Consider the following 24,260-nt stretch of genomic DNA (forward strand, 5'->3'; position numbering starts at 1 on the left):
ATGGATTTTAATAACCAAATAGTTGTTATTGATAAACCAAAAAACATATCAAGTGCTTTTTGCTTGAATTTATTTAAGAAAAAATTCAAGATCAAAAAAGCAGGCCATAATGGCACATTAGATCCGTTAGCATCTGGTGTTTTGGTAGTTGGCACTGGTAAAAAAACTAAGGAATTAAATTTCTTAAATAAAGATAATAAACAATATTTGGTGCGTTTAAAATTCAACGAACACACTGATAGTTATGATAGCTGCGGCACAGTTATTAGAACTAGTGATTATATTCCGACTCAAGATGAAATCAATGCTTATCTTGAGTTATTTATTAATAAGGAGTTTTACCAAACTCCACCCAAATTTTCAGCATTAAAAATCAATGGTGTTCGAGCTTACAAGTTAGCCCGCAACAACATTGATTTTGAACTTCAAAAACGATTAACAATGATCTATAATGCTAAATTAATTTCGTATTATGATCAGTATGCTGAAATTTTATTAGATGTCAAAAAAGGGTTTTATGTTCGTTCTTTTGTTGTTGATTTAGCATCATATTACAACACCACAGCAACAATGGTTGAACTAATAAGAACCAAATCTGGCAAGTATAGTTTAAACGATGTGATCGAGTATAGATTTAATAAGTAAGAATTTAGATCTTATTAACAAAAATCTAGATTTAGTAATTGGTTATTTTGATGGCATTCATCAAGGACATTTAAAGTTATTTAATTTATCTAATAAATTTAATGTATTAACTTTTAAACATGTTCCTAAAAAACAAAAAGTTCTTTATCAAAGAACACATGCATTAGAAGAGTTAGCTAGTTTAGAAAACATCAACCAATTATTAGTTTATGATGTAAAAAACAACAACTTATCAGCTCAAGAATTTATTGATCAATATCTTAAAGTTATTAATCCGAAACGAATAATTATTGGATCAGATTTTAAGTTTGGTAATGATCAAAAAACTTATCAGTTATTAATTGATAATGGGTTTGAAACAATTGTTGTTGATAAAAATGAATGCAGCACTTCTAAAATTAAAGAATTAATTTTAGCTAAAGATCTTAGTAGCGCTAATCAATTATTAAACCAACCTTTTTATCTAAAAGGTGAAGTGATTGTTAATAACCAAATTGGTCGCACCATTGGTTTTAATACTGCTAACATTTTAGTTGATGATCAGATTATTGATTTAGTTGAAGGTTCTTATGCTAGTAAAGTAATTATTGATGATAAAACCTATCTTGGCATCAGTTTTATTGGCAAACCCAAAAGTTTTGATCAAAAAACCCGTCAGTGTGAAACGCATATTTTAGATTTCAATCAAGATATTTATCACAAAACAATTAAGGTCGAATTATATAAATTTATTCGTGAAAATCACAAATTTAATTCATTAGATGAATTAAAACGAGCAATCAATAATGATAAAAAAATAACCTTAGATTTTTTTAATAAATTAACCAATAAAAAGAAAGTTATAGTTGCTTTATCAGGCGGAGTTGATTCAGCTGTTTGTGCTTATTTATTAAAAAAACAAGGTTATGATGTTAGTGCAGCATTTATGCAAAATTGAGACAGTGATCTTAATTTTGAAATCCTAAAAAATCATGCCAATGACACAATCCAAGGTTGTGATGCTAAACAAGATTTTGAAGATGCTAAAAAGATATGTGAACAATTAAATATTGAATTACATTACTTTAATTTTGTTCAGAATTATTGAAATGATGTGTTTTTAAAAATGCTTGAAGATTATAAAAAAGGACTAACGCCAAATCCTGATGTTTTATGTAACCAGTTTGGTAAATTTGGTTGGTTTATCAATGCATTAAAAAAACAATTTGGTGATGATATTCAAATTGCCTTCGGGCATTATGCTAAATTAGAACACAAAAACAACGAGCCATATTTAGTTCATACAAATGACCATAACAAAGATCAAACTTATTTCTTATCTAAACTAAATAAAGATCAATTAAAAAATATTATTTTTCCTTTAAGTGATTTAACCAAAACTCAAGTTCGTGAGATTGCTAAACAAGCAAATCTATATGTTGCAACTAAAAAAGATTCAACAGGCATTTGTTTTATTGGTGAACGTAATTTCAAGGATTTTTTAAGTAATTATTTAGAAGTTAAAAAAGGTGATATTGTTTTAATTAATGAAAACAAAAAACTCGGACAACACGACGGATTATATTTTTATACAATAGGTCAATCTCGACAATTACATGTAGGTGGAACTAAAGAAAAAATCTTTGTTTGTGACAAAGATTTAGCTACTAACACCTTATATGTTTGTTATGAATCAACTAAGAATGATTATCTAAGTTCAGATTGTTGTGAATTAATTGATTTTAATTGGTTAATTAAACCAGAAGCATTGACCAAAAAACTATATGTTCGCTTTAGACATCGTCAAAAATTACATGAGTGTGAGATCATCAAACATGATGATAAAACCTTAGTTATTAAGTATGAAAAACAAATTGGTGTTACGACAGGTCAGTATGGGGTAATTTATGATGAAAACTTGTGAGTTGTTGGTGGCGGTCAAATTAGCAAGATAATAAAAAAATAATAAAATTATAGAAGCTTTACTACATATTATGCAAAATAAATTTTCAGGAAATAATGTAAGAAAAATCTGATTAGATTTTTTTAATTCAAAAAACCACGAAGTTGTTGAATCTAAATCATTGGTGCCAATCAATGATCCTAGTTTGTTATGAATTAGTGCTGGAGTTGCCACTTTAAAAAAATATTTTTCAGGTGAATTAAATCCAACTAATCCAAGATTAACTAACTCACAAAGATGTCTAAGAGCTAATGATATTGAAAACGTTGGTTTAACCAGCAGACACCATACAATCTTTGAGATGCTTGGTAACTTTTCAATTGGTGATTACTTTAAAAAGCAAGCCATTGAATTTGCTTATGAATTATTAACCAAACAATATGGTTTAGATAAAAACAGACTATATATTACTGTTTATAAAGAAGATAATGATGCTTATGATACCTGAATTCAACAAGGTATTGATGCTTCACATATTATCAAGTGTGACAAGGATCGTAATTTCTGAGATTTAGGTTCTGGACCTTGCGGACCATGTAGTGAAATTTATTATGATCGTGGTGAAAAATATGATCCTGAAAAATTAGGTGAGAAATTATTTTTTGAAGATATTGAAAACGATCGTTATATTGAAGTGTGAAACATTGTGTTTTCACAATTTAATAATGATGGAAAAAATAATTACAGCGAACTATTAAGAAAAAACATTGATACTGGTGCTAGCCTAGAACGTTTTGCTTGTGTGTTACAAGATGTGCCAACCAATTATGACACTGATTTATTTTTACCAATCATCAGAACGATTGAAAAATATACTGATCAAAAATATGTAGTAGAAGATTACTTTACTAAAGATAAAAAACGTAAAGAAATTCAAAAAGCATTCAGAGTTATTGCTGATCACTTTAAGTGTGGTGTATTTGCGATTGCTGATGGTGTATTGCCTGGTCCAAAAGATCGTGATTACATTATTAGAAAGTTATTAAGAAGAGCTTTTGTTTATGCTAAAAAATTAAACATTAAATCTGATTATGTAGCTGATACAATTTCAAAAATTATTGAAATTTACGGTGATTTCTTCAAACATTTAGAAATTAATAAAAAAATTATTACCGAAGCAATCATCAATGAAGAAAAGAATTTTTCTAAAACATTAGATTATGGTTTTGAGATTTTTAATGAAGCAAAATCAACTAATAATTTAACGGCTGAAACAATCTTTAAATTAGTTGAAACTTACGGTTTTCCACTAGACTTAATTAAAGAATTAGCAGATGAAGCAAACATCAAATTAGATTTAGAAGGCTTTGATGTTTTATTTAAAAAACACCAATCAGTTTCAAAAACAAATAGTAATGAAACTGGAATGAAAAAACAAAATGAGAACTTAATTAAGTTCGAATTAGCTTCAAAATTTGATTATGAAAAAAACAATATCAAAACCAAAGTTATTGCTTTATTTGATGATCAATTTAATCCAGTAGATAAAATTGAAGCTAATTCAGGTTATGTCGTTTTTGAACATACTCCAATTTATGCAACATCTGGTGGTCAAAGATTTGATGAAGGGTATTGTATTAAAAAAGATGAAGTAGTTATTCATTTTGATAACGTTATCAAAGCACCTCACAAACAACATTTACACCACTTTAAAAAAGCTAGCTTTTTTGTTGGCGAAAAAGTTGAAGCATTACACGATGAACGCTGAAGAAGATTGGTGCGTAAAAATCACTCACTTGAACACATCTTACATGCAACACTAAAAAATACAATTAGTGAAACAATTAAACAATCTGGTGCTTTCAAATCTGCTGAAAAAGCAACACTAGACTTTAACTATCCACTAAAATTAACTGATGAAGATTTAAATAAAATTGAAGATAAAATTCGTCAGGTAATTGCTTCTAAAATTAAAGTTGAAGTTCATCACGTTGATTATGAAACTAGTCAAAAAATGAACGCAATTGCTTACTTTGAAGAAGAATACAAAAAACACGAATTATTACGTGTAATCAAAATGGGTGATTACAGCGTTGAATTATGTGGTGGAACCCATGTAAATAACACCAGTGACATTGAAGATTGTTACATCACAGATCTTTATTCATTAGGTGCTGGTAGATGAAGAATTGAAATCATCAGTTCTCATGAAACAATTCAAGATTATTTAAATAAACAAAAAGCATTAATTGCTAAACAAAGAGAAGAATTCTTTAATGAAATGTTAGGTTATGATCTTAATGTTTTCAGCAACATTAGAAACAAATTAAATAGTTTTGAATTACCTAAAACAATTAAAGAACTAAGAACATCATTAAAAGAATTTGAAGCTTTAAAATCAGAATTTAAAGCTGTCAAATTAGAAGCTGATAAGAAGAAAACTAAGGATAATGCTAATAAGATCAAACAATTAGCTCTAGACAATTTAACTCATAAAATTGTTTTATTATTCTTTGAAGATTATGAAGCAAAATCATTATCAATTTCATTAACTGAACTAGTTAATGAAAAACCAGACCATTTATTCTTCTTTGTTAATAAAATTCAAGATAAAGTTAGCTACATCATGGGTATTAAAAATGCCACCGATAATCTAAATGCTAAAGTGTTAATTGAAAAAATTAATAAAACATTCAATGCTAAGGGTGGTGGTAAATTAGGCTTTGCTCAAGGTGGATTTAGCACTGATATGCCTGTTGATAAATTAAAAGAAGAATTTATTAATATATGCACTACATTGCTTTAGATGTTGGTTCTAAAAAACTAGGTATTGCTTCTGGTGATGGTGAGTTTAAAATCGCTTCACCATATTGTGTTATCACCTACAACGAGCATGATTTTGATCAATGTATTAAGAAATTAAAAGAAAAGCTAAGCTTTTTTATTAACTTCAAATTTGTTGTTGGTATGCCTAAAAATATCAACAATACTAAATCTTCAACCACATTAATGGTTGAAGAATTTATTGAATTATTAAAAGCAAATTTTAATAACGAAATTATAATCTATGATGAACGCTATACATCAATTATTGCTGATCAACTAATGATGGATAGTGAAATTAAATCCAAAAAAAGAAAACAAAAAATCGACAAGGTTGCAGCTTTTGTTTTATTGCAATCTTTTTTTGATGATGAAAGATACGCTAAATAAATTTAAAACATTAAATCTTGAACTAAAGATTCCAATTATGCGTGATGATAATTTAATTAACTTGGTTAATAAATTATCATCTTTGTCTATTAAAACTGTTTTAGAAATTGGAACAGGTATTGGTTTTAGTTCGATGTATTTAATTGAACATTTAAATTATTTAGAAATTGACACTGTTGAAAAAGATTTAGCTAGATATCAATTAGCATCAAAACATTTAGAACAATACCAAAACATTAAATGTATTAATGCTGACTGTTATGATTTTTTACCATCTAAAAAATACGATCTAATTATCTTAGATGGACCAAAAGGCAAACAAATTGATTTGTTTAATAAATTTATCAATTACCTTAATCCGAACGGATTAGTTGTTATTGATAATTTTTATTTAAAAAACATTAAACCTGATAATAAGCTTTATCAAAAGAACATATTGTGACAACAATATGTTCATAATTTAGATAAAAATAAATATGATGTAGAAATTGATCAATCAGGTGATGGAGTAGTTTATGTATTTAGTAAGCCAAGCACAAACATTTAACCAAGCTAAAAAATTTATTGATGAAAAGATTGATTGTATCTTAGTTGGTTATGAAAACTTTGCTTTAAGATGCACAAACACTTTAAATTATGATCAATTAAAAGATCTAGTTACTTATAGAAATCAACAAAAATCATTAAGTAAAATCTTTGTTTTAGTTAATAGTTTTATTTTTGAAAATCAGCTAGAAGATTTAGAAAAAGCCTTAGTTAAATTAGCTGAATTAAAAGTTGATAAAGTTTATTTCCAAGATTATGCAATTGTGCAAATTATTCGAGAAAAACAGCTAAATTTAGAAGTTGCTTATCATTCTGAAACGATGCTAACTTCGTATGGTCAATTTGATTTTTTTATTGAAAATAAAATCAATCATTTAGTGCTTGCCAGAGAACTATTCATGAACGAAGTTAAGCAAATGCATGAACATAAAAAAAGTTTAAGTTTAGAAATGCAAGTGCAAGGTTATGCTTTCTTCATGCATTCAAGATGGAAGATGATATCAAACTTTGAAGCGTATGCTAGAATTCAAGAAAACCTTTCATCTAAGAAACAATTATGAATTAGAGAAGCATTAAGAAAATATCCGAATGCGATTTATGAAGATGAATTTGGTACACACATGTTTACTGGTTATATTATGTGTGCAATCAAACATCTTAAAGAACTACATGAACATAAAATTGATTATGTGAGAATCGATTCAATTATGATTGATGAAACAGTTCATGAAAAAATCACTTTAATTTATCAAAACATAATTAACAAATTAAGAAATAATGAAATCATACAAGATCAATTAATTGATGAAAAATACGAAGAAATCCAACAATTATGTAAACCAATTGAAATTGCTTCAGGGTTCTTTGGTGGTATGAAAGAAATCAAACACTTAATTAAAGAAGAAGGTGATAAGGAAGAAAAATAATGAAATACGAATTGTTAGCTCCAGCAGGAGATGTCCAAAAAGCAATGTTTGCCATTGACTATGGCGCAGATGCTGTTTTTTTAGGTGCCAAGGCTTATTCATTAAGATCTAGTGCTAGTAACTTCTTTTTTAAAGACATCAAAGAAATTGTTGATTATGCTCATGAACGTAATAAAAAGATCTATATTACGGTTAATGTAGTATGTCATAACCCTTTAGTAAAGGGTTATGCTAACTTTATTAAAAGTTTGGCAGAAACGGGTGTTGATGGTTTGATTGTGGCTGATCCATTTATTATTCATCACACAAGAAAACATTTTCCCAATTTAGATTTACACTTATCAACTCAACAAAGTGTAACTAATTCTAAATCAGCATTATTTTGAAAAAATAATGGTTTAACCAGAGTGGTTTTAGCCAGAGAAGTAACCATGAATGAACTTGAATTATTAATGAAAAACCTTAATAACCAAGTAGAAATCGAATATTTCATTCACGGTGCTGTTTGTATTGCATTTAGCGGTCGTTGTATGATGTCAAACAACTGATCATTACGTGATGCAAACGTTGGTGGTTGTGCTCAATCTTGTCGTTGAAAATATGATTTAAAAGATGAAAACAACGAACAATATTCAGATTCATTTACGATGTCACCAAAAGATATGGCATTAATTGATGAAATTAAAAAGCTAATGGAATTGGGCGTTGCTTCATTCAAAGTTGAAGGAAGAATGAAATCAATTAACTATGTAGCAACCGTAATCAAAGCTTATCGTCATGCTATGGATTATTATTTAATCAACGGATTTAATAATGATAATGCTAATGAACAAGCAATGTTAAATGTGGCCAGAAAAGAATTAAAATCAGCCGAAAATCGTTTAACTAAAAAAGGTTTTGTTCATGGACAACCAGGTATTGATGCGATGCTTTATCACGAAGAAGAACGCAAAATATCACAATCATTTGCTTTCATTGTTGATGAAGTTTTAAATGATGGTTATGTCAAAGTTACTTGTAAAAACAACTTTAAAAAAGATCAAGAATATATTATTTATGGCCCTAATTTTAAATTTGAACAAATCAAAATTATTTCATTATTAGACCATAATAAACAAGAAGTTGATGTGGCAAGAGATCCAATGGGAATTTATTATTTAAAATTTGATCAAAACTATGATCTAATTAAAAATAGCATTGGACACATAAAAAAAACCTTGGAGCTTTAATAAATCCAAGGTTTTATTAGTTACTAGCTGCTTGTGCGTTAGTTCATCTAGCAGCTTTTGATTTAATACGACGAGCTTTGTTTTTAGAAATACGACTGTTTTTAGCTAATTTGTCTGCTAATGAGTAAATCTTATCAGCATCTTTTTTATCTTTAGAAACCTTAGTTTTCTTAATTTGGTTTTTTAATGCTGTTTTGAAACCTTTAGTTAATAAATTAGCTTTTTGGTTTTGACGATAGCTCTTTTCGTTTGCTTTAATATTAGCCATTATCGTTTGATTTTTTTAATATAACTTATTAATTATAATATATAGTTGCTTTAAATTTTGATAGATATATCTATCTAAGTTAATTTATTTCTTAAAAATCTTGATAAATTCGAATTTGGATAACCAAAAATGAGATTTTTTTTTTACAAATTAACAAATTTTCTGAATTTTAATTTACTATATACAGACAAGATAGAAATATTTACTTAAATTTGATAAAAATGATGAAAATATTATTTAAAGACAAGAAATTTTTAATCATATTAGTTTCTTATTTATTGTTAGCAATAATCTCAACAACAGGGACTGTTTTATTCTTTAATCAATATCATGATCAACATTTATACTTTTATTGAGCATTCCCTTTTGGACTTTTAATGATTCATACAATCATTGTTGCATCAGTCATTTTTTCTAAAGGTGATTATTTCGATTTATCTGATGTCATTAAAGATAAAAAGAAACTGACTAGAACAATTAGTAGTTTAGAAATTACGCAGTTAATCTTGGGTATAACTGTCTGTGTGTTTCTGATCATTACATTACTTCGCACGATATTTGGAATTCTTATGTACCCTTGGGTTATACTAACTAACGAACTAGAAGCATCTAAACCAGAGATTTTTTCAGATTCATGAATTTATTCATTACGAGAAGATCTTTCTGATCCAATTGGTATAGTTGAACCAATTGGTTGAAACTTAGTTTGATTATCAATTACAATTCTTTGAACTATTGTTTATTTCAAAGTTCCTTTAATGAACAAAGTTAATATCAAAAGATCTAAATCATTACTTTGCTTTAGTGCTTTTAAGAAAATTAATTTTATTCAAGTTCAATAATTTATAAAGTTTAAACAAAAGAATAAAATGACCTAGCTCATTTTATTCTTTTTAGTTTGTTCTTTGTTTAATAAATATTAAACAAAATTAAGGCACATTAAAAACAGTATTATAGAATTAATTAAAATTTGAAATTATATATGATTACTTCGTTTAGATAAGTGATAATATATAAGATTTATCTAGTTGTATATTATGATTAATTCGCAATGAGTGTTCATCATATTGTTGGTTATTATTCCAATAGGTATGATTTCTTATTTTCTTTATAAAAGAAAAAAAGCAAAAGGCGGTGGTGATTTTGTTGGTAGAACAAAAGAAGAAAGACGCAATGAAGTTTGGAAAACAATAAAGCGTTTTTTACAAGATAATGAGATGCGTGGTCGTGAAATCATGTATTCTTTTGTTGCCAAAAGACCATCAGCTAATGATGATCGTAAGATATACAAAAAGTTCAAACAAGAAACTAAGCAATATTTAGCTGAACACAAATTATCTAAAAAAGAAAAGAAGGAATACATTAAAAAACGAAATAAAGAAATGGCTCGTGAACGTTATTGTATTTATTTCCAAACACTAGATGCAAAAACAAGAAATGTTTTTGATCCGATGATTATTGAGGCTGAAGTGACATCAATTCCAGCTCAAAGACGTGGTGAAGCTCCTGAACGTAAAATTTTGATTAATGGTTTGCAAGATTTTAAAAAAGAGTTTGCTTGAATTGAACCACTTAAAAATAAAGAAGATGCTCGCTTAAAGAAAGCCGAAGATGAACGTTTAAGAAAACTAGAAAAGAAACGAATTCGTCAAGAAGCAAGAATGGCTAAAAAAGAAGCAAAGCTTAAAAATAAAATTTAAAGACTAAAAATGGATAAAAAACGAATTGCCTTTTTTGGAACAACAGAATTATCCCTAGCGTGCTTAAAAGCACTGCTAAGTGATAATTCTTTTGATATTATAGCGATCATAGCACCACCAGATCGTGTTGATTTAAGAAATAAAAAGAATAAATTAAATCCAGTTAAACAATTTTGCTTGGAGCAAAATTTAGTGCTGCATCAACCAGAAAAACTATCAATGTTTTATGAAGAATTAAAACAAATGAATTTAGATCTTGGGGTATGCATTGCTTATGGTCAATTTATTCCCAAGCAAGTTTTAGAATTATTTCCTGATGGAATCTTGAATGTTCATCCATCAAAATTACCTTTATTAAGAGGTGGTGCACCGATCCACCACGCGATTATTAATGGCTTTGATAAGACAGCAATTTCAATCATGAAGTTGGATGAAAAAATGGATCACGGACCAATGTATGCACAACTAGATTTAGATATCAATCCTGATTGGAACCATGATGATTTAAATGCAGAAATTATCGCAAAATCTCCACATTTTTTAATTTCAACAATTAAAAATATTTTTGAAAAAAACCTAAAACCAATTGAACAAAATCATGATCAATTTACATTAGGTTTAAACATTAAAAAAGAAGAAGAACATTTAGATTTATCACTAGATGCAGCCAGTTTTGTCAACTGACAAAAAGGATTGTGATCTACTCCTGGTGGTTATCTTATTTATGACAATCAACGAGTAAAAATTGCACACGCAAAAATAATTGATAATCAAACAATTAACAATGATGAATTAGTTGGTTTGATTTATAAAATTGATGCAACAGGAATTTATGTTTATCTAAAAAAAGGTAGTATTGCTATTACTAAATACTTATTACCATCTAAAAAAGTAGCTGACATCAAACAATCAATTAATGGAAACTTATTATTTAAACTAAATCACAAATTTGAATAAAACTATGAGCAGTCAAAAAACAATCTTTAAAAAAACTGATTTTTTAAATACATTCACTCGTCCTAAATCTTTATGAAGATTTAATGACACAGAAATTATTTCATTAGTTCAATCAGAACTAGGTTTAAGTAATGATAATTATGATGATTTACAAGAAACTTTAGAGGATGAACAACCCACATTAATTGACTTTGATAAAATTGACTTCTTAACTCAAGAAGAAAAAACAACAGACGAACCGCTTATTTTTGAAATTACCAAACTAAGAGAAAAAGCTAATGAATATATTAAAAGAAAAATCTTAGTTCAAGAAACTGATTATGGTAATTTGTCTGATGACAATATTGAGTATCAACAAAAGCAAATTGAAGATATAGTTTGTGTTGATGTTTTTGATAAAAAAGAAAACCAAACAATTCTTAGAATTATTGATTTTAGTGAGTTTGCTAAAACACCAATTGTTTCAAGTGCTAGACTTCATGAAATTATCAAAAATCACGATTATTCTTCGTCAAAATTGTTAATTCTTAACGGTGTTTATCTTAATGAAAAACCGAATTATTATTTACAAACATCAGTTCAGGGAATATTGTTTGAAGCAATTAGTAATTCTAATAGAATTAGAGCCAATTTATACACTTTAAAAAACTCAACTGGAACAAAAAGAAAAGATGTTGTTAGTTATTATTATGACTTTCAAATTCTTACAACATTAGGTTATGAAATCTCTGAATGAAACATTGTTTTGGTTAAATACGGTTTATCTAAAAGAAATGATGTTCATTTTACGACAACAAATTATATTTGCTTCAGCAAATCTGGTGCGCCACTTACCAAACCACTAAAAGATGCTTTACCTAAAAATAAGGATTATTTTGATCGAGATTTAATTGATGGTAAGGCAAAATTTAAACGAAGTGGTTATTATGAATTAAGTAAAGATTATGCTGAATTAAATTCATCAGCACAACCACCATTTGTTGATTTATTAGACTTATTTACCGTAGAATTTGATCAAAATAACAAAGAAGAAAAGAAAATTTATAAGTTTCAAACAGAAGATTTATTAGAAGTAAGAAATGCTTTTAATACAGTGTTTGATGAATTGTTAACAATTGAACAATCAAGCACAATGAAACTAGAAATATCTAATCAATACTGAAGTCCATTCTTTGATAATATGAATGCGACAGTGATTAAATATGCACTAGGTAAAAAATATTTCGAACCATTTTTATTAAGTGGTAATGTCTTTAATAATACGAAGTTTTTTGATAAAAACAGTCATTTATTCTTCCCGTTAGAAAACCAAAAACATCAGCCTTTTTCAATTGCTGACTTTATGAATTATGTTTCAGCTAACCATGAAACACTAAAACCAACAAATTATTTTGAAACATACAAAAAAGTTTATAAACCAGAAATAAGAGATACTTATGTTTATGATCAAGCAAGACAGGAATTTGCTAAATTAAAAGATAAGAAAGTTTATTTCGATTTTGAAAGTATTTGTCACCTTTTTGCACCAATGGATGATGTGCTGCCAAATATGCAAATTGTTACGCAAAATTCGTATATTATTGATAAAAATGATGGCACTGATTTAGTATGTTTTAACGATGTAATTGATCCGCAAAAATTAGATGTAAATTGGTTCATTAAAATTATTAATGATTTACATCAAGGACCTGATTATAGTTATGTTGTTTATAATGCAACTTTTGAACGATCAAGATTGTATGAAATGGCTTCATACATTGAACGATTTAAAAAATACTATCCAGATGCATTTAATAATAAAGAAGATTTAAATACTGACTTTTTTGCTAAAGTAAGAGAGATTGATGAAAACCTATTTGATTTAGCAATATTCTTCAATTTACATAACAAATTGTTAGTAGTTAGATCGCTAAACGGCTTTTCGTCAATCAAAAAGGTTTTATTATTAACAACAGATAAAAACCGTAAACAAGCAAAAGCTGTTGATTATGCAACCTTAAATGTTCGCCGTGGTGATATTGCTCAAAAACTAACAGCTAAACGTTTCTTAGGTTTAGTTAGTGATCAAGAATGAGATGAAATTAAAGTTGATTTAGCCACTTATTGTGAAAACGACGTGCGATCAATGGTTGCAGTGGAACACTATATTCGTGATTTATTAGCATCTAATTAATGTTTTTTAGCTTTTAATAATTACAATAATATTAAATAGAACTTAATAACATTTACGGAGACATAATTATGATTTATGACAAATTAGAAAATTTTAAAAAATACTTTAGCATCAGCAAATATTTCGTAAAAATTCAACAATTTTTAGAAGATCATAATTATGATTTATCAAAACTAAAGATTGGTATTCATGAGATTGAAGGTAAAGATTTATACCTTAATGTTATGGATTCAGTTGTTTATGAAAAAACCCAAGTTCGATATGAATTACATAAAAAATATGGTGATGTTCATATTGTGTTTGAACCAGGTGAAATTTATTTTTCACAACACGAAGAAGATAGCAAAAACATGAAAGTTGAAATCCCATATAATGAAGAAAAGGATGTTGCTTTTTATGTTTCAGACACAACTAGTGACAAGGTTTCAAACAATCGATTAGTGCCTTCAAAAAATTCATTTGTTGTCTTTTTACCTGGTGATTTACATGCCCCAAGGGTTTCTGAAAAACCTTCAGATAATATAATTAAATACATCTTTAAATTTAGATGTTCATAAGATATAAACTAGATGCTCAAAAACAAAATTACTAAATTCTTTTCAATTATTTTAGTTGCTTTTTTAGGTTTATTTAACCTAAATATTGCTTCGCCAATAAAAGATAATATTGATCAATTTATTAGCTTAAAAGCTGATACTGTAGTTAATAAAAGCCCAAAACCGTTTTATGATGATCTTAAACAAACAGCAGAAAATAGAACAATAAAAGTTTTTTTAACTAATGATAATTACGAATCGATTTTATCTTCATTAATAATTGCTCAATATTTTATTAGTGATGAAAGAGCAGATGATCAATATAGCCCAGTTGTTTTTTTATACCAACAACAAACAGTTAATGATCAAGAATTTAGTGTTAATATAGCATCTAGACTTGATAATTGATTTAGCCAAAACTACCCAGATCAGGTTAATAATAAATCAATTATTAATTCTTATAATAGTCACCCGTTTGATAAAGAAACTAACATTAGCTACACCACATCTAATGTTTTAAGATTCTTGGATTTTTTACGTGTTTATTATCATGATAAATATTTAAAAAATACCAGTGAAAAATGAAGTAAACATCTATTATTTGATGTATTTTTATCACCAGAATTATTAACCACAATTTGAGAAACGCAATCGCAAAACAATGAACTATTTAACTTCTTGGCTTATGTTCATAAGTTTCATGTGATTAGTAATACCAACTATTTAAGATCAACTTTTTTTGATAGTTATCAAGAATCAATTTTGGATGATTTAAAAACCAAAAGCAACCAAAGATTGATGGCTGATTATGAATTGACATATGATTCAATTTTTCCAGAATCATTTAAACCACTTGATGAACAGAAAAATGAAAATGGTGGTTTTTTAGATGATCCTAGAAGTAAAGAAGATCTAGAAACATTTAATCGTTCAAGTTTATATGAACTTGTTTATCGCGAAGAAAAATTTAGTTTTTATGATGGTCTTGCTTATAGTTGAAATGATAATCAACAAATTGATGAAAACTTACAACTAAAAGTTCATTATTATGAAAAAAACTATGATCGTTTTTTTAAGAGAATTATTAATGATCCAGAAAAAATTAAAAAATTAATTAAGGAATTTCTTAATATCTTTTTATTAACTGATCAATATAATCCAGAAGACTTTTTTTATAAGAATAAATCAATTTTTAGCGATAATAAAGATACTTTTTTATTCATCGAACCAATTGCAACAACCAAATTAACCAAGGGCGATATTTCATTAACTAATACGATTAATAAGTGGAAGTATGATGAATACCAAGCATTAATTAAAACTTTTTATAAGAAGTTTTCAGCCAACAATGATAAATACAATTTCATCTATGTCACCAACCCTGGGTTTGATGGTTTTAAAGAACGCTTTGATGAGTTCCAAAACCTATTGGATTTAAATAATTTATCAATTATTTACACCAAACCTGTATCAGCTTATTTCTTATATTATGAACTGTTTAATCGTTATAAAAGAGGTATAGATAACAATAAGAAAATCTATGTTGGTGGTATTAATCTAAATGATGAAAATGTTTTAGATATATATAACTACTTATCAACTGAAACTGATACGAACAAAGACACAATTAATGAAACAATCAGAGATGTTAATAATTACCCTGTGCCATCAACATTCTTGATTGATGATTTTGAACTATTAAATCGTAACAATCCGCATGATTATTACAACGTAAGAAATATCAATTATGTTAATGCTGGAATTGAGTTAATTAACCAAACAATTGATAATGGATTTAATAATCAGAATTTAATAAATTCTTCGAGTTTTTTTAGCAATAATAACTACACAGATTATGATCCGATTCAACGATTTAATATGATTAACAAAATATTAAATGATGAACAAGAACAAGATAACGAAGTTCCGATCTTTACTGTTAGCATCGTTGTTATTTTATTAATGATCATCATTTTTATGTTGATTTTTATTATTTATAATTATAAGAAGTTTAGACAAGCTAAAAAGCGTTGAAAACAAATCGTTGATAATTCAAAGAAATAAATAAAGATGCCACGAAAACATTTAATTGCTAATCAAATTAATAAAAAACAACAATCTAATGCAAAGTTATGACAAAAACTAGCTAAAGAAATCAAGGCCGCTGTTAAGGTTGGTGGAACTGATCCAGAAACTAACTACCGTCTTAAGGCTGCAATTGATAAAGCTTTAACTTACAACTTATCTAAAGAATCAATTAACCGCAATATCTTTGGTTCTAATAAGGATGATGAAAATTTAACTGAAGCAGAATATGAAATTTATGGACCAAATGGTTTAGGAATTATTGTTAGAACATTAAGTGATAATCCTAACCGTGTGATTTCTTCATTAAATGGTTATATTTCAAAACTAAAAGGGACGTTGGCTAAACCTAATAGTGTAAAGATTAATTTCCAACAACAAGGGATTATTTTAACTGACTTGAATAACTATCATGAAGAATCATTATTAGATTTATTAATTGATTACGAATTAATTGACATTAATTCAGACGATGATGGTTATGAAATTATTACCGCACCAAATTCTTATTATGAAGTTAAGAAAAAACTAGAAGCTGCTGGATTTAAACTACATCACTCTGAACTAAAATTAGTGCCATTATCTTACGTTTCTTTATCATCTGAACAAAACGAATTATTCGAAAGATTCGTCGCTTCATGTGAAAATGATGACGATATTCAATGATTGGTTGCTAATAACGAATAAATTGTGATATAATTTTAAAGGCATAGATTAAGGCCACATAGCTCAGTGGTAGAGCAACCGGCTGTTAACCGGTTGGTCATAGGTTCGAATCCTATTGTGGCCGCCATTTATGGCGCGTTGGTGAAGTGACTTAACACACACGCCTTTCACGCGTGCATTCACGGGTTTGAATCCCGTACGCGTCACCATTAATTTATTAATTTTTAGAAAACCGATTTGCTTTATTTATAAGGTAAATCATGCTAAGGATAACCTTCTTAGCATTATGGAGTGTTAGCTCAGGTGGGAGAGCATATGCCTTACAAGCATAGGGTCGGGGGTTCGATCCCCTCACACTCCACCATGCGCCGACTTAGCTCAATCGGCAGAGCAACTGACTTGTAATCAGTAGGTTGTAGGTTCAATTCCTATAGTCGGCACCATAAGCTTCTTTAGCTCAGACGGTAGAGCAAGTGACTCTTAATCACTGGGTCGTGGGTTCGATCCCCTCAAGGAGCACCATGTTGCACTCGTGGCGGAACTGGCAGACGCGCTAGACTTAGGATCTAGTGTCTTTACGACGTGGGGGTTCAAGTCCCTTCGGGTGCACCATTATTAACACATAGTGTGTGACTTTCATTAGCGGTAATCTTATTAAAGATTAGTATGTGATACAAAGTACCGCTAAAAAAACGACCGCTTAGGTCAATACTCCTTTAATATTTATTTGTATCATATGAATCTTGAAGTGCTACTTCAAGATTTTTTATTCAATGAAGAGATATTAACAAGATTTTAATATCAATTCGTAACAATTTTTTTACACTTCCTTGAAACAAAATTGTTTCAAGGTTTTTTATTTTTAAGCGCATATTTAACCATAAAAAACGATATTGTCAATAAGAAACATACAAGTTTGATTAAAATTTTGCAGACAATATTTTTTCTATTTACAAATTTCTCATTGACCTAAAAATAAAAAACTATAATATTATGGTGAAGAATTGGACAATTTAACTGTTATGGAATGAACTTTAAAAATGCAAGTTTATCTTGGAGCAAGTATTGCTTGTGTCGTTATTTGTTTGATTCTTTGAGGATTATCAATATATCTGTTTATAAAAAGAAAGAAATTAATGTCCAACGCACCATCCATTGGTTTTTCAGGAGCAAAAAACACCGTTAATTTAACGTGGTGAGAAAAGAATGGTGGTTATCTAATGTTTGTGCTGGGTATAATTTTTTTTATGTTTGCAGTTTATGGCTTTACTGAGATTGCAGGCATGAAATAAACTAAAACAGAATAATAAATATAAATAAATTAAAAAATTAGGAAAATATAAAAATGGCTTCAACTAGTTCTCAATTACGAGGACAAGGTACGAAAAAGAAAAGAATGACCTTCAAAGATTTTCGTGCTAAGTCTAAAGAAGTAATTGGTAAGTTATCAAGCGGGTTGATGATTCCAATCGCTGTATTACCTATCGCTGGGTTATTACTGGGTATTGGTTCAGCTATCGATAACAACGTTACCGACCAAGGTGTTAAGATGTTTGCAGCATTCTTAAAAAACGGTGGTAACTTTATTTTTGGTAATTTACCAGTTTTATTTGCAATTGCGATAGCCGTAGCATTCTCTAATCAATCAGGGATTGCTGGGTTTACTGCGTTTGTTGCGTGGTTAACATTTAATGGTTTCCAAAACGCATTAATTGTTGTTCCTTCTACTAATCATGATATTACGATCAATGGTGACCCAGAAGTTTTCGTAAAAACTGCTCAATATTTCAATACTTTATACTGATATAAGATTCCAATTCAAGTATTAAATGATAACGTTGGGATTAAATCTTTAAACACATCTGTATTTGGTGGTATTATTATCGGTGCATTATCTGCATGATTCTACAACAAATACCACACAATCCAATTACCTAAAATTATTGGTTTCTTTAACGGTAACCGTTTTGTTCCAATCGTTACTTCATTAGCAATGGCTCCTATCGCTATTCTATTCTTAATGGTTTGACCTGGTATTGGTCTTGGACTTAATGAAATTGGAAAAGGATTAGGATTATTAGCTGCTAAGGGTAATACAAACTCATTAATCTTTGGTTATATTGAAAGAGCGTTAGTGCCGTTTGGTCTTCACCACGCTTTCTATGCTCCTTTATGATATTCATCTGCTGGTGGTAGTATTTCTAATATTGTTTCAACTGGTGAGAGTGGTGTTATTCCGTTAATTCAAGCAATGGACCCAGAGACTGGTCAGACTTATGTTTATTTAATTAATGGTATTTCTAAGGCTGAAGCTGGTCAAAAAGAATTAGCTTCAAACGTTGATCAATTAAGAAATTTTGCTAACTGAAATGAAGTTCTTAGAGCTTTAAACCCAGACCCTAAATTAACAAGTGATGCTCTTGAGGGTGACCAAAAGATATGATTCTCAATTAACTCACTATTTGCGGGTAAATGAGTTTATTTAACAGGTCAAAAACAAGCTTACCAACTTACATTTAAAACATTTGGTCAATCAACTTTAAACATTCCTGCTGCTATTGCTGGTGTTGATGGATTGAATGCTATGCAGTTGAGAGATGCAATTCAATCAACTGGTCTTCCATATAAAGTTCAAAATACTGATACATTCGTTGCTGCTTTCCCTGGTGTAAACCCTGGTCAATATTCACAAGGTAAATATGCATTCATGATCTTTGGTCTTCCTGCTGCTGCTGTAGCTATGGTTATGGCTGCTCCTAAGGATCAAAGAAAATACGCTGCATCAATGGTGCTATCAGCTGGTTTCACTTCATTACTAACTGGTATTACAGAACCAATCGAATTCACATTCTTGTTCTTAGCTCCTTGATTATTCTGAGGATTCCACGCAATTATGTGTGCGATCTCATTCTGATTAACAACACTAGCTGGTGGTAACATCGGACAAACATTCTCTGGTGGTTTAATCGACCTTGGTATCTATGGTTTCTTACCAGACGGAACTGGACAAGACGTAAGAAGCTGAATTCCAATTGTGATTGGATTATTCTACATTCCAATTTACTTCTTTGCCTTCTACTTCTTCATTAAGAAATTTGATCTGAAAACACCTGGACGTGGTGGTAATAAGTTATACACAAAAGCTGATTACAAAGAAAAACTTGAATCTAAACAAAACAAAGCTACTGGTAAAGTAACTGCTCTTCAATTAACTTCTTACCAATTAATTGAAGCATTCGGTGGTGCTGATAACATTACAGCTGTTAATGCTTGTGCTACTAAGTTAAGAGTATCTGTTAAAGATAAGAAAGAAGTTGACTTTGATAGAGTAAATGCATTAGGTTCTGTGGGAACTTATGCAATCAGTGATACATTAGTTCATGCTGTTTATGGTGGTGAAGCTGACTTAATTAAATCAAATATGTTGAAGATGTTATCTGATGGTTATGATGATTCAGAAATCAAATCAGTAATAAAATCAACAGATGAACCAAAAGTTGAAGAACCTAAACCAACTAAACAAGAACCAAACACTGATCCAGAATACATCGATGACACACCAAGAGCAGCACTAAATCCAACAAAAGCTGAAAAACCAGCTCAAACTCCTGCTCCTACTCCAACTCCAGTTGAAAAACCTGCTCCAACTCCTACACCAACTGCAACTCATACACCAACTGTAACTGTAAAACCTACTCCTGCCCCAACACCTAATAAGTGAATTGGTCCAGATCCAGTATTCCCTATTGAAGACGAAAAAACTAAAGAAATCGACCCTTCAATGCCAAAAGCATCTCCAGAAGTAGATAAGGAAGACTCAGAAGTTGTTGAAGTATACAGCCCAGTTAAAGGTGTGGTAAGTGACTTAGCTAAATTACCTGATCCTTCATTTGCTGGTAAGATGATGGGTGATGGTGTAAGTATTGAACCAGATGATGAAATGTTCTATGCCCCTGTAAGTGGTAAATTAGAATTAGCTTACAACACAGGACACGCATACTTCTTTGAATCAAAAGGTGCTAAGGTGTTAATTCACATCGGAATTGATACAGTTTCACTAAACTCAAACAATTCTGATACAAGCAACTTAATTGGTTTTGCAATGTTTGCCAAATCAGGTGATCAAGTAACATACAAAAACTCACCAATTGTTAAGGCTAACTTAGAATTAATCAAGAAGAAAGAACTAAAAACTTCAACCCCAGTTTTAGCTTTAACTGAAACACTAGCCAACTATGACATTCAACTAGTTAAAAAACCTGGTGATAAAGTTAATGTAGGTGATATCTTATTCAAATTAATTAAAAAGAATTAATTGATCACATAATAAAATTTAAAATAGAGTGCATTAATTGCACTTTATTTTTTTTATTTTTAAATATAAGTAATAACAATTTAAAAAACAAAATTATGAGTGGAAGTAACTGTATTAAAAAACATGTCTGCGATGGCAGCGGTTTTGACTTCAAAGATAAATACCAAAACCTAAAAGGTATGATCAACAATGAGTTTGTTGGCTCTAGTAAGTTAGTAGAAATTAAATCACCAATTGATAATGAAGTAAGCGGATCATTCTACGGAATGACTGGTGCTGAAATTGATGATGCTTATGAAAAAGCAAATGAAGCTTTTAAAATTTGATCAAAACAACCATACGAATATCGTAAAAACAAAATTCTGAAGTTTGCAGAGTTATTAGAAAAATACAAAGAAGAATTTGCTTGTTTATTAGCAGATAATATTGCAAAAGCTTACAAAGAATCTTTAACTGAAGTTGAACGTTCAATTATTTATATTTATGACACAGTTAAAGTTTATGAAAACATGATCAATAACCCATTAGTTATTGGCGAAGATGTTCATAAAGTTAAAAACAAAACTGGAAAATTCACAAGAGAACCATTAGGTGTAGCATTAAATATTTCTCCATGAAATTACCCACTAAATACACCATTATCAAAAATGATCCCAACATTAATTGCTGGTAATACAGTAGTTTATAAAGTAGCAACTCAAGCTGCAATTGTGGGAATTAGAATGGCACAAGTGTTCAAAGAAGCTGGTTTTGATCCAGGAGTTGTGCAATGTGTTGTTGGTTTAGGTCGTGAGATTGGTGATAAATTAAATACCAACAAACACATTAAAAGCATTTCATTTACAGGTAGTACACCTGTAGGATTGGCATTATTAAAACAATCTGCTGTTGGTAACATTTCATTAGAATTAGGTGGTAAAGACGGAGCTTTAGTATTAAGCGATTATGACCGTAATAGTACTCCTAAAGAAATCGTTAAGGGTGCTTTTAGTTACTCTGGACAACGTTGTACAGCAATCAAACGTGTTTTTGTTAAAGAACAAGATGCTGACGAATTTATCCAATTAATGAAAGAAGAAGTCAAAAAATTACAATTAGGTAATCCAATTGATAACCCTTCATTAGTACCAGTAATTGATAAATCGGCTGCTGATTTTATTAAAGAACTATACGAAGACGCAGTATCTAAAAAAGCAGAAGTTGTCCTAGGCGGAACTTTTGAAAATAACTGAATTGATGCGATTTTATTAGATAAAGTTACACCAGATATGCGTGTAGCATGAGAAGAACCATTTGGTCCAATCTTACCAATCATTCGTGTTAAAGATGATGCAGAAATGATCAGATTACACAACGAATCACAGTACGGTCTTCAAGCAAGTATTTTTACAACTTCAAAATCTAAATTTGAAGAAATTGCACCAAAACTAGAAGCAGGAACAATAAACTGAAACCGTTCTTCTTCAAGAGGTCCTGACATCTTCCCATTCTTAGGGGTTAAAGACTCAGGTGTGGGTGTTCAAGGTATTACTGATACGATTTTATCAGTGACTCGTTATAAAGGTTTTATTTATAATGAATAATTTTTAATATATAATATTAAGGACACTTTTATATAAAGTCAGAATAATATTAAGGTTTATTAAAATATAAAAATGAAAAAAGATATTCATCCAACATTAAATAAAGTGGCTTTTTTATGTTCTTCTTGTAATACTAAGTTCGAACTTTTGTCAGTAATTAAAGCTAAAGAAGTTCCAATGGATGTATGCAGCCACTGCCACAGCTTCTATATTGGTGAAACTACTCAACAAGTAGTTAAAGGTCGTGCTGAAAAATTATCAGGTAAATTCAACCAAGGTAAAACTCACATGACTAAAAAACCAGAAGTTGACAAAAAAGCTTCAGTTAAAAAATCAAACGACAAATCTAAATCTCTTAAAGATTTATAAAACCTTAATAACTAATCAAACAAACAATGCCAAATGCTAAATTTGGATTGTTTGTTTTTTATTTATTTTTGTCTATATAGCTATGGAATACAATAAACAGATGTATGAAACTTTATTAGCAATTCGAACTAATGCTAATAAATTAAATAAAGAATTAGAAACTTTATCTGATGACTTTAAAAGAATTCAAGCAATTAATAAAGAACTAAAACAAAAAAAACAATTGCTAGAAACCTTTGAAATTTACGATAAATTAGTTATTAATGGTCTAGAAGCTGAAAAAGTAATTAATGACAACTCAATGAAAGAGTTTCATGAATTAGCCATTATTGATCTAGATGAAGCTAAAAGCAAAATTCCAGATTTAGAAGATAAACTAAAAATCTTATTACTACCAGCTGACCCTAACGATGATAAAGAAGTTATCGTTGAAATGCGTCCTGCTGCTGGTGGTGATGAATCTTCAATCTTTGTTGGTAATATGTTTGATTTATATAAAGAATATTGCTCAAAACAAGGTTGAAAGATCAATGTTATTGAAATGTTATCTACATCAGTTGGATATAGCTTTATTTCATTTGAAATCAACGGTGAAGATGTTTATTCAAAAATGAAGTTTGAATCAGGCGTGCACCGTGTACAACGTGTACCAGCAACAGAAGCTAAGGGAAGAGTTCATACTTCAACAATTACGGTTGCTGTATTACCCCAACAAGATGATGTTGAAATTGAAATCAACCCATCTGATCTAAGAATTGATACCTACCGTGCTTCTGGTGCTGGTGGTCAACACGTTAATCGAACTGAAAGTGCTGTGCGTATTACTCACATTCCAACAGGGATTGTGGCTGCTTGTCAAGAAGGTAAGTCACAAATTGCTAACCGTGAAACAGCCATGAAGATGTTACGTTCAAAACTTTGAGAAGCTGCTCAAAAAGAACAAAACGATGCTTTATCTGAATTAAGAAAAAACCAAGTAGGTTCTGGTGATCGTGCTGAAAAAATCAGAACATATAACTACCCACAAAACCGTGTAACTGATCACCGTATTAATATGACTCTTAATAACCTTGATCGTTTTATGATGGGTGATATTGATGAAATGATTGATGCTTTACGTTCAAAAGAACAAGAAGAAAAGATGAAATCAATCATGAATGAATAATC

The 24,260-nt window shown here is 29.4% G+C and carries 20 protein-coding genes and 6 tRNA genes; 25 read left to right on the forward strand and 1 reads right to left on the reverse strand.

Going from position 1 to position 24,260, the window contains the following annotated elements; all coding sequences use genetic code 4:
• From truB to JJE79_RS00495, 7 genes are read left to right on the forward strand one after another with little or no spacing between them, the layout of a single operon-like run.
• Window positions 1-645: a tRNA pseudouridine(55) synthase TruB gene (gene truB / locus JJE79_RS00465; RefSeq protein WP_222926550.1), complete on the forward strand. Its 645-nt coding sequence runs from the start codon at window positions 1-3 to the stop codon at window positions 643-645.
• Window positions 617-2,590, forward strand: a complete 1,974-nt coding sequence (gene mnmA / locus JJE79_RS00470; RefSeq protein ID WP_222926551.1) for a tRNA 2-thiouridine(34) synthase MnmA — start codon at window positions 617-619, stop codon at window positions 2,588-2,590. Before truB ends, mnmA begins: the two co-directional genes overlap by 29 nt.
• Window positions 2,591-2,618: 28 nt before the next feature.
• Window positions 2,619-5,333 carry an alanine--tRNA ligase gene (gene alaS / locus JJE79_RS00475; protein ID WP_222926552.1) on the forward strand — a complete coding sequence of 905 codons (2,715 nt, stop codon included), beginning with the start codon at window positions 2,619-2,621 and terminating at the stop codon, window positions 5,331-5,333.
• Window positions 5,315-5,740, forward strand: a complete 426-nt coding sequence (gene ruvX, locus JJE79_RS00480) for a Holliday junction resolvase RuvX (protein WP_222926553.1) — start codon at window positions 5,315-5,317, stop codon at window positions 5,738-5,740. The genes alaS and ruvX overlap by 19 nt, the downstream gene beginning before the upstream one ends.
• Window positions 5,721-6,287: an O-methyltransferase gene (locus JJE79_RS00485; protein ID WP_255565849.1), complete on the forward strand. Its 567-nt coding sequence runs from the start codon at window positions 5,721-5,723 to the stop codon at window positions 6,285-6,287. The genes ruvX and JJE79_RS00485 overlap by 20 nt, the downstream gene beginning before the upstream one ends.
• The gene (locus tag JJE79_RS00490; protein ID WP_222926555.1) at window positions 6,256-7,212 is read left to right on the forward strand and encodes a U32 family peptidase; all 957 of its coding nucleotides are present in this window, start codon (window positions 6,256-6,258) and stop codon (window positions 7,210-7,212) included. The genes JJE79_RS00485 and JJE79_RS00490 overlap by 32 nt, the downstream gene beginning before the upstream one ends.
• Window positions 7,212-8,441, forward strand: coding sequence for a U32 family peptidase (locus tag JJE79_RS00495; RefSeq protein ID WP_222926556.1), 1,230 nt, complete (start codon window positions 7,212-7,214; stop codon window positions 8,439-8,441). The genes JJE79_RS00490 and JJE79_RS00495 overlap by 1 nt, the downstream gene beginning before the upstream one ends.
• A gap of 16 nt (window positions 8,442-8,457) precedes the next feature.
• On the opposite strand, the gene rpsT is transcribed toward JJE79_RS00495, so the two are convergent.
• Window positions 8,458-8,709, reverse strand: a complete 252-nt coding sequence (rpsT, locus tag JJE79_RS00500; protein ID WP_222926557.1) for a 30S ribosomal protein S20 — start codon at window positions 8,707-8,709, stop codon at window positions 8,458-8,460.
• A gap of 224 nt (window positions 8,710-8,933) precedes the next feature.
• Between rpsT and JJE79_RS00505 the strand changes: the two genes are divergently transcribed.
• The 18 genes from JJE79_RS00505 (at window position 8,934) to prfA (ending at window position 24,258) form a co-directional block, all read left to right on the forward strand.
• Window positions 8,934-9,551: a hypothetical protein gene (locus tag JJE79_RS00505; protein ID WP_222926558.1), complete on the forward strand. Its 618-nt coding sequence runs from the start codon at window positions 8,934-8,936 to the stop codon at window positions 9,549-9,551.
• 195 nt (window positions 9,552-9,746) lie between these two features.
• On the forward strand, window positions 9,747-10,409 hold the full coding sequence (locus JJE79_RS00510; RefSeq protein WP_304618376.1) for a DUF5385 domain-containing protein: 663 nt from the start codon (window positions 9,747-9,749) through the stop codon (window positions 10,407-10,409).
• Window positions 10,410-10,418: 9 nt separating this feature from the next.
• Window positions 10,419-11,366 (forward strand): methionyl-tRNA formyltransferase, encoded by a 948-nt coding sequence (fmt, locus tag JJE79_RS00515; RefSeq protein ID WP_222926559.1) that lies wholly within the window; start codon window positions 10,419-10,421, stop codon window positions 11,364-11,366.
• A gap of 4 nt (window positions 11,367-11,370) precedes the next feature.
• A complete protein-coding gene (locus JJE79_RS00520; protein WP_222926560.1) occupies window positions 11,371-13,539 on the forward strand; it encodes a DUF2779 domain-containing protein in 2,169 nt (722 codons plus the stop codon).
• Window positions 13,540-13,607: 68 nt separating this feature from the next.
• Window positions 13,608-14,096 (forward strand): YhcH/YjgK/YiaL family protein, encoded by a 489-nt coding sequence (locus JJE79_RS00525; protein ID WP_222926561.1) that lies wholly within the window; start codon window positions 13,608-13,610, stop codon window positions 14,094-14,096.
• A 12-nt stretch (window positions 14,097-14,108) separates the two neighbouring features.
• On the forward strand, window positions 14,109-16,139 hold the full coding sequence (locus JJE79_RS00530) for a hypothetical protein (RefSeq protein ID WP_222926562.1): 2,031 nt from the start codon (window positions 14,109-14,111) through the stop codon (window positions 16,137-16,139).
• A 6-nt stretch (window positions 16,140-16,145) separates the two neighbouring features.
• Window positions 16,146-16,847, forward strand: coding sequence for a YebC/PmpR family DNA-binding transcriptional regulator (locus JJE79_RS00535; protein ID WP_222926563.1), 702 nt, complete (start codon window positions 16,146-16,148; stop codon window positions 16,845-16,847).
• A 31-nt stretch (window positions 16,848-16,878) separates the two neighbouring features.
• Window positions 16,879-16,953: transfer RNA gene (locus tag JJE79_RS00540), tRNA-Asn, on the forward strand.
• A 5-nt stretch (window positions 16,954-16,958) separates the two neighbouring features.
• A tRNA-Glu gene (locus JJE79_RS00545) sits at window positions 16,959-17,035 on the forward strand.
• A gap of 79 nt (window positions 17,036-17,114) precedes the next feature.
• A tRNA-Val gene (locus JJE79_RS00550) sits at window positions 17,115-17,190 on the forward strand.
• A 3-nt stretch (window positions 17,191-17,193) separates the two neighbouring features.
• A tRNA-Thr gene (locus tag JJE79_RS00555) sits at window positions 17,194-17,269 on the forward strand.
• A gap of 3 nt (window positions 17,270-17,272) precedes the next feature.
• Window positions 17,273-17,348: transfer RNA gene (locus tag JJE79_RS00560), tRNA-Lys, on the forward strand.
• Window positions 17,349-17,352: 4 nt separating this feature from the next.
• Window positions 17,353-17,438: transfer RNA gene (locus tag JJE79_RS00565), tRNA-Leu, on the forward strand.
• A gap of 410 nt (window positions 17,439-17,848) precedes the next feature.
• Window positions 17,849-18,118, forward strand: a complete 270-nt coding sequence (locus tag JJE79_RS00570) for an MPN207a family PTS transporter accessory protein (protein ID WP_222926564.1) — start codon at window positions 17,849-17,851, stop codon at window positions 18,116-18,118.
• A gap of 53 nt (window positions 18,119-18,171) precedes the next feature.
• Window positions 18,172-21,141, forward strand: coding sequence for a glucose PTS transporter subunit IIA (locus JJE79_RS00575; RefSeq protein ID WP_255565851.1), 2,970 nt, complete (start codon window positions 18,172-18,174; stop codon window positions 21,139-21,141).
• A gap of 95 nt (window positions 21,142-21,236) precedes the next feature.
• On the forward strand, window positions 21,237-22,724 hold the full coding sequence (locus JJE79_RS00580; protein WP_222926565.1) for an NADP-dependent glyceraldehyde-3-phosphate dehydrogenase: 1,488 nt from the start codon (window positions 21,237-21,239) through the stop codon (window positions 22,722-22,724).
• A 72-nt stretch (window positions 22,725-22,796) separates the two neighbouring features.
• Entirely contained in the window at window positions 22,797-23,093 is a 297-nt protein-coding gene (rpmE, locus tag JJE79_RS00585) for a 50S ribosomal protein L31 (RefSeq protein WP_222926566.1), read from the forward strand.
• Window positions 23,094-23,175: 82 nt separating this feature from the next.
• Window positions 23,176-24,258 (forward strand): peptide chain release factor 1, encoded by a 1,083-nt coding sequence (prfA, locus tag JJE79_RS00590; protein WP_222926567.1) that lies wholly within the window; start codon window positions 23,176-23,178, stop codon window positions 24,256-24,258.
• The last annotated feature ends 2 nt before the right edge of the window (window positions 24,259-24,260 follow it).

The organism is Mycoplasma sp. E35C (assembly GCF_019873825.1).
GTDB lineage: Bacteria > Bacillota_I > Bacilli_A > Mycoplasmatales > Mycoplasmoidaceae > Mycoplasmoides.